Origin of the sequence: Halomonas sp. H2, assembly GCF_050215315.1 — a bacterium.
GTDB lineage: Bacteria > Pseudomonadota > Gammaproteobacteria > Pseudomonadales > Halomonadaceae > Vreelandella.
In genome coordinates this window covers 2,333,429-2,345,872 of record NZ_CP189760.1, presented here as the reverse complement: position 1 = coordinate 2,345,872, position 12,444 = coordinate 2,333,429, and the positions used below count along the sequence as shown (strand labels likewise).

Genomic DNA, 12,444 nt, shown 5'->3' with positions numbered 1-12,444 from the left:
CGTTAGACCGTTCTGGCTTGGGCCCAGGCGTTGGCATCCGGAATCGACATGTCGTAGCTTTCGCTCAAGTAGGGCGATGAGAGAAAGAAATCTGCGCTGGCCGCATTGCAAGCGACGGGAACGTTCCACAGCGCGGCTAAGCGCAGCAGTGCTTTGACATCCGGGTCGTGGGGCTGCGGCGAGAAGGGATCCCAAAAGAAGATCAACACATCCAGGCGCTGCTCGGCAATCCGAGCGCCAATTTGCTGGTCACCCCCCAATGGGCCGCTCATTAATCCTTCTACACTTAAACCTAGCGCTGTTTTTAAGCGCCCGGCGGTGGTGCCGGTGCCGATTAGCTCATGCTGGCTGAGCGTACTTTGCCAGCGGGTAGCCCACTCGAGCATTTCACTCTTCTTGCCATCATGAGCAATCAGCGCAATGCGTTTGCGTGCTTGTAAGGTGCGAATGGCTTGAAGGGGCGGTTGCGCGTCACTCATAGCGATACTCTCTTCCTAATGTTGGTCTTTCGCATATTGGTCTTGCTCATATTGGTTTTTTTAGTATTGGACTGCGATAGTGTTTATATAGTAATTTTACTACATATTGGATATTAACTAGCCTGTTTAGACGATTAAAGCGATATTTTCTGAACTAATAACGTTTAAGTACGCATTTTTGGTAATTTTTTTACGAAACACACCATTGGCTACCACTGGTTAATTGAGGAGCTATCATGACAATAAGAGTTGCGATTAACGGATTTGGTCGTATTGGCCGCAATGTACTGCGCGCCCTTTACGAAAACAGCTACCGTGACCGCATCCAAGTCGTCGCCATTAACGACTTAGGCGATCCTTCGTTAAACTCCCACCTGCTGCGGCACGACACTGTTCACGGCCACTTCCCCTTTAAGGTAGAGCATGACGCTGAAAGCATCACGGTCGATGGTGATCGTATCGCGATCTCCTCACAGCGCGATCCTGCGGAGCTGCCTTGGTTGACCATGAACATTGATCTGGTCATGGAGTGTACTGGGCTATTTACCAAGCGTGAGGCGGCAGCCAAACATATTAGTGCTGGCGCCAAGCGGGTGTTGATTTCTGCCCCCAGCCCCGATGCTGATGCCACCATTGTGTACGGGGTGAATGATGATGTGTTAACCGCCGAGCATACGGTGGTATCTAATGCGTCCTGCACCACCAACTGTTTAGCTCCCGTCGCTAAGGCGTTGAATGACGCGGTCGGTATCGAGAACGGTTTGATGACGACGGTGCACGCTTACACCAATGATCAAAATCTGTCGGATGTTTACCACTCCGACCCCTACCGTGCGCGTAGCGCCACTCACTCGATGATCCCGACCAAAACCGGGGCCGCGGCGGCGGTAGGTTTGGTGTTGCCGGCGCTGGCGGGCAAATTTGATGGCTTGGCAGTTCGCGTGCCGGTGATCAACGTCTCGCTGGTGGATCTTACCTTTACCGCTAGCCGCGACACCACTAAAGAAGAGATCAACGCTATCGTCGAGAAGGCTGCTGCGAATTCGCCGGTGCTGGCGGTTAATGCCGAGCCGCTAGTCTCTATCGACTTTAACCACGATGCCAACTCATCCACCTTAGACGCTAATCACACCCGTGTGAATGGCCGTTTGGTTAAGATTATGGCTTGGTACGATAACGAGTGGGGCTTCTCCAACCGCATGCTGGATACTGCCATTGCGATGCAGAAGACCGCTTAATCTATAGCGAACACTGCTAACTCTTCTTTCCGTTACCCTGAGCCCTTGCTCAGGGTTTTTTTATTTTTTAAAAAGAGTGCATCCAAAACGTCTCCTCGCGGGTATTCCCTATACAGCCGCTATTTAAGGCAGCTGATAATAAACCTTTAGGAGACTGAAAATGATCATTCATCATCTAACGCGCGCTACCCTGGCCGCCACTCTGATTACATCCTTCAGCCATGCCGCACTGGCCCAATCGAGTTTATCGGTCGCGCGGTCGAGATTTGATTACCTACCTTAAGTATCCCGACTAAGAGTCGGGATACCTCCGTTGCATTTATTCTCGCTTTTTATGTACCTGCTCTTTTCAGCTGCCTAGCCTGGATTTCTCACGGGGTATAAAAGAAAGCGGCTGAAAGTGCTATGATTTCAAGAGCCTAACCAATCCATCAAGCACCAACAACCGCTTCCAAAATGGTACCTGAAAAACTGACCTTCTCGCCACTCTCACGCCGCCAAATTGAAGCCGATTTCTCTGGGGGCCACATCACCTCCGATGCTGGATTGCTCCTGCTTCGTGAAGTCGATAAGCAACATCGCCTGACGCACCGCTTGGCCTCCGTGCTTCATGATCCCCGCGCACCGGAACAGGTTCGTCACAAGCACGACACTCTGGTTCGTCAGCGAGTGTTCGGTGTCGCCGCGGGCTACGAAGATTTCAACGACCATGAGGCCCTACGCTATGATCAGGCGCTTCAGACAGCGCTCGGTGAAGATAATGCGCTGGCAGGCAAGTCTACGCTGTGCCGGAGTGAGCAGAACGCCGATCGACAAGCGATGGTGAAGGCCCATGAGGTGCTGTGGCACCACTTCATTGAACAGCATGACGCACCCCCGAAGGAGATCGTGCTGGACTTTGATGGCACCGATATCCCTGTGCACGGTGAGCAACCCGGGAAGTTCTTTAACCGCTATTACGATCACCACTGCTACTTCCCGCTGTATGTCTTCTGTGGCCGCCATCTACTAGTGAGCTATCTGCGCACCAGTGACCACAGCGACAGCCATCACAGCTGGGCCATTCTGGCGTTACTGGTGCGCTTTATCCGCCAGTACTGGCCCGATACACGCATCGTGTTACGGGGTGATAGCCACTTTTGCCGCCCTCGGATGCTGAACTGGTGTGATCGGCATCATATCGACTACATCGTGGGCATCGGCAAGAACAGTCGGCTGCTCAAGGAAGTGGACGTGCCCATGATGCTGGTGCGCAAGACCCAGTGGGAGGTGGGCGGGAAAGTGGCAGAGACGTTCCGCTTCCAATATCAAGCACACTCCTGGAAGTATCCACGCTGGGTGGTGGCCCGTCTGGAAGAAGGCGAACTGGGCTCTAATCCCCGGTTTATCATTAGTTCCCGTTATGACGATGGCTTCAAACTCTACTACGAGCAGTACTGCGCTCGGGGCGACATGGAGAACCGAATCAAGGATCAACAACTGAGCCTGTTTGCTGACCGGACCTCCAGTACGCACTGGTGGGCCAATCAGTGGCGGCTGATCTTATCGGGCTTCGCCTATACGCTGTTCGAGCGCTTACGCACTTACCTGAAGAAGACCCCTTTTGAGCGCATGAGCCCAAGCAACCTGAGGCTCAAACTCATCAAAGTGGGCGCGGTCATCATCCGCAATACGCGCCGAATCCGGGTGTTGATGAGTGACAGCTACCCCTATAAAGCGCAACTATCCGATCTCATCAGGCGGTTAGTACCGAGCTGAATGCGCGGGCGCCCCCGGCCCGACGCAATGGGGGAAAGGGGGAGGTGTGTCTGAACGACGGAAAGAGGCTAAAAAGCAGGCAGTTTAAACCGTACCAATCGGCTTTTAGTGGTATGACGGCTTGGAGGTGGTACTGGCTGAGGTGCTATGAGAAATCCGGGCTAGCTTCACTGGATCGATATTTTGGCTCATTCTGAGGCAGAGGTGGGGGATTTAAATACAACTCAGGTACACGTGTTATTATTTGTAGTAAAATTACAAACAATATTGCGTATAATGCCTGCTTTAAGGTAAGTTTTAGGTAATCTAACAACATTAGGTCATCTGATTATAAATAGGAGCAACGATGAGCCAGTCCACTGCTTCCCAAGGTGCACCGCTGGGCGATCCGAATCACGCTATTGATTTAGCGCTGTTTGGGGCGCTGGGTGATCTTGCCATGCGCAAGCTATTTCCTGCCTTATACCATCTTGACCGCGAAGGCTTGATGCCTGAAAGCACGCGTATTATGGGGCTGGCCCGCCAAGAGCACGACGCGGCGTCATTCCGTAAAATGGTTAATGCCGCGCTGCAAAAACGGTTGAAAAGCAGCGAGCAAGATAAGCCCAGTCTAGAGCGCTTTCTTGCCCGTTTAGATTACTTGAAACTCGATTTTTCCAGCGTTGAAGGTTACGACGCCATTCGCCAGTGGCGAAAGGGCTCACCGCGCCCCATGGTGGTCTATCTCTCCGTCGGTGCGCGTATTTATGGTGATATTTGCCGTCACCTGCAGGCCAGTAAAAGCTTGGACGATGACTCCCGCGTGGTGGTTGAAAAACCCATCGGCTACGACCTGCACTCCTCGGTTGAAATTAACGACGCCATCGGTGCAGTGTTCCCCGAGTCGCGGATTTACCGCATCGACCACTATTTGGGCAAAGAGACCGTACAGAACCTGATTGCCCTGCGTTTTGCCAACCCGCTGTTTGGCACCCAGTGGAATCAGAACAACATCTCCCATGTGGAAATTACCGTTGCCGAAAAAGTTGGTATCGAAGGGCGCTGGGGCTATTTCGACGAGGCGGGCCAGCTGCGTGATATGGTGCAAAACCACTTGCTTCAGCTGCTGTGCTTAATCGCCATGGATCCGCCGTCTAATCTCGATGCTGATGCCATTCGCGATGAGAAGGTAAAAGTACTCAAGGCACTTAAACCGTTTGTGGGCGAAGCGCTCGGGCGCGATGTGGTGCGTGGCCAGTACATTGCCGGCACCAGTGACGGGCAGCAAGTGCCGGGGTATTTGGAAGAAGAGGATGCCAATACCCAGAGCCAAACCGAAACCTTTGTGGCCATGAAAACCGAAGTGGCTAACTGGCGCTGGGCAGGCGTGCCGTTTTACCTGCGCACCGGTAAACGGATGCCGGAGAAGCTCTCGCAGATCGTCATCCACTTCCGTCAGCAGCCCCACTATATCTTCGACCCGGATCAGCGCGGCATCGCCTCGAATAAGTTGATTATTCGCCTGCAGCCGGAAGAGGGTATCGCCCTGCAAGTATTGACCAAAGATAGCGGTTTGGATAAAGGCATGCGCCTGCGCCCCGGCCCGCTGCATTTGGATTTCAACAATGCATTTCCTAAATCGCGCATTCCCGATGCCTACGAACGTCTGCTGCTGGAAGTCATGAAAGGCCAGCAGTACCTGTTCGTCCGCCGCGATGAAATCGAACACGCCTGGCGCTGGTGCGACCAGTTGATTGACGGCTGGAAAAAGCGTGATACGCCGCCGCGCCGCTACCCAGCGGGCTCTTGGGGGCCCGTCGCCTCTATCGCCATGATTACCCAAGATGGCCGCAGCTGGTACGAGGATTATTGATATGAGCCAAGTACGCCAACAATTGGCTGAGCAGCTCGCCGAAGCGGTTTTTCAGGCGCTGCACGAAGACCTAAACCGCCAAGAGCGCGCGTTGCTGGTCGTTTCGGGCGGCTCTACGCCGGTGCCTTTTTTTCAGGCGTTGGCGGCCAAACCGCTGCCCTGGGCGCGCGTGGATATTACGCTGGCCGACGAGCGCTGGGTGGATGAAAAAAGCAGTGATAGCAACGCTAAGCTAGTGCGTGAGCATCTGCTGCAAGGCGAAGCCGCGGCTGCCAATTTTATACCGTTAACGTGTGAGGCTTCTACACCTGAAGAGGGCGTAGAAGAGGTCACGAAGCGCGTTGCATCGCTAGCATGGCCAGCCAGCATGGTGATTCTGGGTATGGGAGGTGATGGGCATACGGCATCACTTTTCCCAGACAGCCCCGAGCTGACCCTGGCTCTCGCAACGGATGAGCTTTTAGTAGCGGTAAGAACACCTAGTCAGTCGCAGCCGCGGATTACTTTCTCGGCGGATCGCCTGCATCAAGCGCGCCGCCATGTTTTACATATTACCGGCGACGATAAACGCGCCGTATTGGCCAAGGCATTAAACGGCGACGACGTACGTCAGCTGCCGATTCGTGTCTTTTTAACCTGCCCATTGGCAATTTACTGGGCGCCTTAAGGCCTTCGCTAATAATAAGTTGCTTGGAGACTCACTTATGACTATCGATAAACAGTTACCGTCCACGCGCACCGCCGAGCTTGATAGCATCTGCTTAAAAGCCGAAGTGATTCCGGTCATCACGATTGAGCGTTTAGAAGATGCCGTGCCGTTGGGGCGTGCCCTGGTGGAAGGCGGCTTAACCGTACTGGAAGTCACCCTGCGTACTGATTGCGCGCTGGATGCCATCAAGCGCATGAAGGAAGCGTTGCCGGGTGCGAGCATTGGGGTAGGCACGGTGCTAACGCCCGCCCAGTATCGCCAGGCCGAGCAGGTCGGCGCTGATTTTGTGGTCACGCCAGGCGCAACGGATACGCTTTATCGCTACGGTGTAGAAAGCCCGGTGCCGATGCTGCCGGGTGTTTCAACGATTTCAGAGCTGATGACCGGCTGGCAGTACGGTTACCGCCGCTTTAAGTTCTTCCCGGCGGAATCCAGCGGCGGCGCCAAAGCGATCAAGGCCTTTGGCGCGCCGATCCCCGAAGCCCGTTTTTGCCCTACAGGTGGCATTACGGTTGATAACGCCGATGACTACCTATCGCTGCCCAACGTGATGTGTGTTGGCGGCTCCTGGCTAACGCCTAAAGCAATGGTAGAAGCTGAAGATTGGGACGGCATTCGCGAGTTGGCCCGCCAAGCAGCCGAGCGCTTTCATCACTAAACAGACCACTTTTGCTTGAAATATTAACCAGCAAGCTTCAGCCCTAGTATCGTTTTTAAGCGCCTTGTTTAAGAACATGACTAGGGTTTTTTTATAGCGAAATCTTATCATTCGCTTATGGTAACCGCCTGCGTAAGACCAAAGGCTTATAACGAGCCATATTCAGCTCGTCTAAAATGTACAAATAATATGTCTGACATTTTATAGTCCACGCATATATCGACCTGCGTGCCCCCGATAATGATTAAACTGTAGCGATTAAGAGGTGAGTCAATATGCACGCATTGACCCTGGCGTCCTTCCTGTTCTTTACAGGGCTGGTCGCCTTTATTACTTGGCGTATTACCCGCCGTGATGACCATTCGAGCACTAGCGGCTACTTTCTAGCTGGACGCACGTTAACGTTTCCGTTGATTGCCGGTTCGTTGTTGATGACCAATCTTTCCACCGAACAAATGGTGGGGCTGAATGGGGCGGCGTTTTCCGATGGCTTAAGTGTTATGGCCTGGGAAGTGGTGGCGGTTATTGCGCTGGTAGCGTTAGCGCTATTCTTCCTGCCGCGTTTTTTGAAAAGTGGCATTGCCACGCTGCCGCAGCTGCTTGAAATACGCTTCGATAAGACGACCCAGCTAATCACCAATATCATTTTCCTGATTGCTTATGCGGTAGTGTTGTTGCCGATTATTTTGTATTCGGGTGCCATTGGGTTGCAGGGCATGCTGGATCTGCCGGGCTTAACCGGCATCGAGTCTACCTCTACGCTGCTTTGGTTAACGGTATGGATTGTCGGTATTATTGGTGCGGTATATGCACTGTTTGGCGGGCTACGCACGGTCGCGGTTTCGGATACCCTTAACGGCGTTGGGCTGTTGATCGGTGGCTTTGTCATCGTCTACTTCGGCCTTCAGGCGGTGAGCGGTGGCAGCGGTATTATGGAAGGCTGGAGCATCCTAAAAGAGAGTGACCCGGATAAGCTTAACTCGATTGGTGGCGCTGATCAGCAGGTGCCGTTCTTTACCCTGTTTACCGGCGTTTTCCTGATTAACCTGTTCTACTGGACCACCAACCAGCAGATTATTCAGCGTACCTTTGCGGCTAAAAACCTGGCTGAAGGTCAGAAGGGCGTGCTGTTAACCGGTCTCTTCAAATTGCTGGGGCCTCTCTACTTGGTATTGCCAGGTATTATCGCTTATAACCTGTATGCCGATCAGGGCGTCCGTGCTGACGAAGCCTATGGTCATTTGGTGTTTAACGTATTGCCGCCATACTTAACCGGTTTTTTTGCTGCGGTGATGGTAGGTGCGATCTTGTCGTCGTTTAACTCCGCACTGAATAGCACTACGACGATTTTCAGTCTGGGCATCTATAAAGGTGTGCTGAATAAACAGGCGACGGAAGAGCAGGTAGTCAAATCGGGTAAAGTCTTCGGCTGGATCATGGCGATTATCACCATGATTATTGCACCGCTGTTGGCTGGCCAGGATAGCCTTTTTGGTTACCTGCAGAAGATGAACGCGATTTACTTTATTCCGATTCTTGCCGTGGTGCTGGTCGGGCTGCTAACCAAACGTGTTCCGCCAATGGCGGCCAAAATCGCCCTGATCGGCGGCTGCTTATTGATTGCCGCCGGTTACTTTGTGCCACCGTTTACACTGCTGCCGCAGATCATGCACGAGTTCCACTTTGTGGCGCTGGTCTTTGTATTACTGGTGGCGGTGATGCTGATTATCGGCAAGCTGCGCCCCCGTGAGAAGGATTGGGTTCAAGAGCACAGCGGTGATGTCGATCTAGCACCTTGGAAAGGCGCTGTGCCTGCAGGCATCGTGCTGGTCGTATTGGTGATCGTGATGTACATCAGCTTCGCCGGTTAATCGTCATCTAAAGTGACGAAGAGGTGAAGCCGTAACAGCGAGAAGTAATAGAAGTAATATAAAGAGGCCCCGTTAGTGGAAACTAGCGGGGCCTCTTGCTTACTACGTTATAGTTTATTACTACGGTATAGCTTAGAGCGTTATACGAGGCGCAACGGCGGTTCGGCTAGCCCCGAGATACCGGTTTCAACCCGGTAGAGCGAACCAGCGGTGGGTTCCTGGGCAAGCTGCTCGGCACTAAATCCTTCTTGCGCCGTGGTGATATACAGCGTTTTAAGATCGTGGCCTGCAAATGCTGGGCAGGAGGGTTGGCTGACCGGTAGTTCTACGCGGCCAATCACTTGACCATTTTGATCCAGGCGGACAATCTGCCCAGCGCCCCACAGCGCTAACCATAGGCAATCTTCGCTATCGACTACGGCGCCATCCGGGTTGCCTGGCGAGGTGGAAAAATCCGCCCAGGGCGTTGGTTCGTCTTTAGGCCAACCCTCACTATCGAGTGTCCAGCGCATCACAATGCCGGTCGCCGTATCGGTAAACCAGGCAAACTCACCATTCTCTGAAAAGCAGATGGCGTTGGGAATCGTGAGGTCGGAACGTAAAAGCGTGAGTTTGCCGCGATGTAGACGGTAAAGGCTACCTGCGCCTTTTTCAGCATGTTTACCCATGCTGGAAAGCCACAGGCTGCCGTGGCGATCCACACGGGCGTCATTGCTGCGGGTAACCGGATTGTCCGTTTCGAAATCACCAAATCTGTCTATATTGCCGCTTTCAGGCTCGAAGCGGCTTAGACGGTCTTCCCCAACTAACAGCAGGCCGCCCCCTTCAAGCGGCACGGCCAGCGATACCATATGATCTAGTGGATAGTGGCCGCTTTCCCCGCTGGCGGGGGATAACCAGTGGAGCTGCTTGCCGAGAATATTGCACCAGTAGAGCCGACCGCTACTGGCATCCCATTGCGGGCCTTCACCCAGCATACAGCGACAATCGACCGCTAACTCGGCATGCCACGTTGCAACACGCATGTTTGACTTCATAGTGGTTGGTGCTCCTTATTGTTCTCCTGCTTGCCAAGCGTCAACCAGGGCTTGAGCCTGTTTGCCTACCTGAGAAGCGCTTTGGCCGGGTTTATACAATGCACTGCCTAGGCCAGCGCCATCGACTCCGGCAGCCCGCCACTCGGCAAAATTATCGACCCCAACGCCGCCCACCGCATACAAAAGCGTCCCTTCTGGCAGCACCGCGCGCACCGCTTTCATACCTTCTAAACCAACTTGAACCGCCGGGAACAGCTTGAGCCCGGTGGCGCCAGCATCGAGTGCATCGAAGGCTTCTGAGGGCGTCACAATGCCAGGCCAGCTCGCCATGCCCAGCTTATGGGTTTCAGCGATGACCGAGGGGCGGCAATTCGGAGAGACAATTAAACGCCCCCCAGCAGCATACACATCACGGACTTGGGCCGGTATGAGTACCGTGCCTGCGCCAATCACCGCGCGATTGCCAAATGTATCGACTAAGCGTCGAATACTTTCCAACGGGTGGGGTGAATTGAGCGGCACCTCAATTTGGGTGATGCCTGCGCTCAGCACCGCTTGGGCGATATCAACCACTTCGTCCGGCGCTACACCGCGCAAAATTCCGATCAAGGGCAACGTCATAGCAAAACTCTCCATTTTCAGATCAGCGCAAGAGGGGAAACCTCAGTACTTCGGTGCCCGGTTAGCAAGGCGCAGGCCAGCGAGTACGGCGTCATCGCCGTCAAGATGCTGGGTTTGATAGCCGATCGCATTGAGCGCCAGGGTATAGCGGTGGCAAAGGGCTTGATTACCAATCACTGTAATTGGCTGTTCAGTGGGGCGCTCACGGCAGGCGCCAGCCAGTTCAAGTCCGATGGCGAGCCCTGAGAGGCGCGCGGCGAGTACCGCTCCGCGCGTTTTGCCCGAGGGCAGCCGACTATCGAGTAAGTCCTGCGCGCGTAGGCCGAACAGTCGGCTGCTAAACGACTCAGGCGCTGCCTTGACCTCGTTTACCGCCGAGATAAACGCCTCACGGCAAGCGGGGTCTTGAAGGTCATCGCTGCCGATTGAGTGCTGCAAAACCGATTTATTGGCCAATAGCTGGTAAAGCTCACCGGTAAGGTAGGTCGCAAAGCCGGTCACCGCGCCTGCTTCCAGGCTCGCCCATTTGGCATGGGTGCCGGGCAGACAAGCGAGGCCGGAAAAGTCAGCCGTATCGGCCACCAAACCGGCTAACTGGGTCTCTTCGCCGCGCATCACATCAAAGTGAGTGGCGGCGCTGCGGGTTTGGCTTAAACCGGGCAGTAAATGCACACGCAGTTGGCTGCCCGCTAAGGTGGGCATCACCGCGCCCTGGCTAAGTTGATCAAGCCGCGTTGGTACGGGCAAGTAGGCGGCTTCCAGCCAACCCTGGCGGGCTCCTGCCATGCCGCAAACCATCACATCCGTCTGGTCGGTGGCGGGTAGCCAGGCGCCGACTAATCTAAGCAGCTCGGCTTCATACTCATTGGCCTTGAGCGACAGCATCCCCTTGTCGCTGCTGGCTTGAGCAATCACTTGGTCGTGCCTGTCCAGACCCCAAGCGCGCAGGTTGCTAGAGCCCCAGTCCACGGCAATCCACGCAAGGCGTTGTGGTAACTCGCTAGCGTTCATCGGCTTTTCTCATGATTGACTGCATGGCTTACCACTCCGCAATAGAGCCGTCTTCGTGGGTCCACACTGGGTTGCGCCAGCGGTGCCCCACCTTGGCGCGCTCCTCAACGAATTCCTCGTTGATCTCAACGCCTAAGCCTGGGCCTTGGGGAATGGCACAGAAGCCGTCTTCAATCGCTAAGGCAGACTTATCGACCAAGTAGTCGAGTACGTCGTTGCCCTGGTTGTAGTGAATGCCCATGCTCTGCTCTTGAATAAAGGCGTTGTGGCTGACCGCGTCCAGCTGTAACGAGGCAGCCAGGGTCAACGGGCCGAGCGGGCAGTGGGGCGCCAGGGCGACATCGTAGGCGGATGCAAGCGCAGCGATTTTGAGGCCTTCGCTGATGCCGCCACAATGGGAGATATCCGGCTGAATAATGTCGATCATGCCATCGGCTAGCAGGTCGCGGAACTGAAAGCGGGTATGCAGCCGCTCGCCGGTGGCTAGCGGGTAGCCAAGCCCGCCAGCAATATCTTTCAAGCAGGGCAGGTGTTCGGGAGCAACCGGTTCTTCCACAAACATGGGGTGGAAGGGTTCTAGCTCGCGCAGCAGTGCTTTGGCCATGGGGCGGTGCACGCGACCATGAAAGTCGATGCCAATACCCACATCTGGCCCCACCGCATCGCGAGCTTCCGCGACGCGAGCCACGGCTTCATCAACCTTGCGATGCGAGTCGACGATTTGCAGCTCGGGCGTGCCGTTCATTTTGAAGGCCGTGAAGCCTTTTTCGACCAGCGCTTTGGCACCAGCACCCACATCACTGGGGCGGTCGCCGCCGGTCCAGGCATACATGCGCATCTTGTCGCGCACGGCACCGCCTAATAGCTGGTGCACGGGCACACCCAGATCGCGACCTTTAAGATCCCACAGCGCCTGGTCAATCCCAGCAATGGCACTCATTAGAATCGGCCCGCCACGATAGAAACCGGCGCGGTACATCATGTTCCAGAGATGCTCGATGCGGTGAGGGTCTTGACCGATCAGGTAGTCGGAAAGCTCGTGCACGGCTGCCTCAACGGTCGCGGCGCGGCCTTCAACCACAGGCTCCCCCCAACCGTAGCAGCCTTCGTCGGTTTCGATTTTAAGGAACAGCCAGCGTGGGGGAACTTGCCAGGTCTTGAGTTTGGTAATTTTCATGTTCGGTCATCCTTCTGAATAGGAAGTATTAAT

General features: G+C 54.6%; 11 protein-coding genes. 6 read left to right on the top strand and 5 right to left on the bottom strand.

Translation table 11 applies throughout. The annotated features are described in order from the left end of the window. Window positions 1-2: 2 nt before the first annotated feature. Window positions 3-479, bottom strand: a complete 477-nt coding sequence (locus tag ACQE2I_RS10930) for a methylglyoxal synthase (RefSeq protein ID WP_427028138.1) — start codon at window positions 477-479, stop codon at window positions 3-5. 236 nt (window positions 480-715) lie between these two features. Here ACQE2I_RS10930 and gap point away from each other — a divergent pair, with 236 nt between their 5' ends. The 6 genes from gap to ACQE2I_RS10900 all read left to right on the top strand — a co-directional run bounded on the left by gap (window position 716) and on the right by ACQE2I_RS10900 (window position 8,565). After that, the gene (gene gap, locus ACQE2I_RS10925) at window positions 716-1,717 is read left to right on the top strand and encodes a type I glyceraldehyde-3-phosphate dehydrogenase (RefSeq protein WP_427028137.1); all 1,002 of its coding nucleotides are present in this window, start codon (window positions 716-718) and stop codon (window positions 1,715-1,717) included. A 456-nt stretch (window positions 1,718-2,173) separates the two neighbouring features. Further along, window positions 2,174-3,475 (top strand): IS1380 family transposase, encoded by a 1,302-nt coding sequence (locus ACQE2I_RS10920; RefSeq protein WP_427028136.1) that lies wholly within the window; start codon window positions 2,174-2,176, stop codon window positions 3,473-3,475. Between the two features lie 346 nt (window positions 3,476-3,821). Next, entirely contained in the window at window positions 3,822-5,327 is a 1,506-nt protein-coding gene (zwf, locus tag ACQE2I_RS10915) for a glucose-6-phosphate dehydrogenase (RefSeq protein ID WP_427028135.1), read from the top strand. 1 nt (window position 5,328) lies between these two features. After that, entirely contained in the window at window positions 5,329-5,994 is a 666-nt protein-coding gene (pgl, locus tag ACQE2I_RS10910) for a 6-phosphogluconolactonase (RefSeq protein WP_427028134.1), read from the top strand. A gap of 37 nt (window positions 5,995-6,031) precedes the next feature. Further along, window positions 6,032-6,694 carry a bifunctional 4-hydroxy-2-oxoglutarate aldolase/2-dehydro-3-deoxy-phosphogluconate aldolase gene (locus ACQE2I_RS10905; RefSeq protein WP_427028133.1) on the top strand — a complete coding sequence of 221 codons (663 nt, stop codon included), beginning with the start codon at window positions 6,032-6,034 and terminating at the stop codon, window positions 6,692-6,694. 275 nt (window positions 6,695-6,969) lie between these two features. Beyond that, entirely contained in the window at window positions 6,970-8,565 is a 1,596-nt protein-coding gene (locus ACQE2I_RS10900; RefSeq protein WP_427028132.1) for a solute:sodium symporter family transporter, read from the top strand. A 140-nt stretch (window positions 8,566-8,705) separates the two neighbouring features. Here ACQE2I_RS10900 and ACQE2I_RS10895 read toward each other — a convergent pair whose 3' ends face one another. From ACQE2I_RS10895 to dgoD, 4 genes are read right to left on the bottom strand one after another with little or no spacing between them, the layout of a single operon-like run. Next, entirely contained in the window at window positions 8,706-9,602 is an 897-nt protein-coding gene (locus ACQE2I_RS10895) for an SMP-30/gluconolactonase/LRE family protein (protein ID WP_427028131.1), read from the bottom strand. Between the two features lie 15 nt (window positions 9,603-9,617). Further along, window positions 9,618-10,238, bottom strand: a complete 621-nt coding sequence (locus ACQE2I_RS10890; RefSeq protein WP_427028130.1) for a 2-dehydro-3-deoxy-6-phosphogalactonate aldolase — start codon at window positions 10,236-10,238, stop codon at window positions 9,618-9,620. 27 nt (window positions 10,239-10,265) lie between these two features. After that, window positions 10,266-11,234 (bottom strand): 2-dehydro-3-deoxygalactonokinase, encoded by a 969-nt coding sequence (locus tag ACQE2I_RS10885; RefSeq protein ID WP_427028129.1) that lies wholly within the window; start codon window positions 11,232-11,234, stop codon window positions 10,266-10,268. 28 nt (window positions 11,235-11,262) lie between these two features. Further along, a complete protein-coding gene (dgoD, locus tag ACQE2I_RS10880; protein WP_427028128.1) occupies window positions 11,263-12,411 on the bottom strand; it encodes a galactonate dehydratase in 1,149 nt (382 codons plus the stop codon). Between the last annotated feature and the right edge of the window lie 33 nt (window positions 12,412-12,444).

Bases quoted from the DNA above. Each gene is read 5' to 3' on its own strand.
- ACQE2I_RS10930 (WP_427028138.1), bottom strand. From the start codon at position 479: ATGAGTGACGCGCAACCGCCCCTTCAAGCCATTCGCACCTTACAAGCA.
- gap (WP_427028137.1), top strand. From the start codon at position 716: ATGACAATAAGAGTTGCGATTAACGGATTTGGTCGTATTGGCCGCAAT.
- ACQE2I_RS10920 (WP_427028136.1), top strand. From the start codon at position 2,174: ATGGTACCTGAAAAACTGACCTTCTCGCCACTCTCACGCCGCCAAATT.
- zwf (WP_427028135.1), top strand. From the start codon at position 3,822: ATGAGCCAGTCCACTGCTTCCCAAGGTGCACCGCTGGGCGATCCGAAT.
- pgl (WP_427028134.1), top strand. From the start codon at position 5,329: ATGAGCCAAGTACGCCAACAATTGGCTGAGCAGCTCGCCGAAGCGGTT.
- ACQE2I_RS10905 (WP_427028133.1), top strand. From the start codon at position 6,032: ATGACTATCGATAAACAGTTACCGTCCACGCGCACCGCCGAGCTTGAT.
- ACQE2I_RS10900 (WP_427028132.1), top strand. From the start codon at position 6,970: ATGCACGCATTGACCCTGGCGTCCTTCCTGTTCTTTACAGGGCTGGTC.
- ACQE2I_RS10895 (WP_427028131.1), bottom strand. From the start codon at position 9,602: ATGAAGTCAAACATGCGTGTTGCAACGTGGCATGCCGAGTTAGCGGTC.
- ACQE2I_RS10890 (WP_427028130.1), bottom strand. From the start codon at position 10,238: ATGGAGAGTTTTGCTATGACGTTGCCCTTGATCGGAATTTTGCGCGGT.
- ACQE2I_RS10885 (WP_427028129.1), bottom strand. From the start codon at position 11,234: ATGAACGCTAGCGAGTTACCACAACGCCTTGCGTGGATTGCCGTGGAC.
- dgoD (WP_427028128.1), bottom strand. From the start codon at position 12,411: ATGAAAATTACCAAACTCAAGACCTGGCAAGTTCCCCCACGCTGGCTG.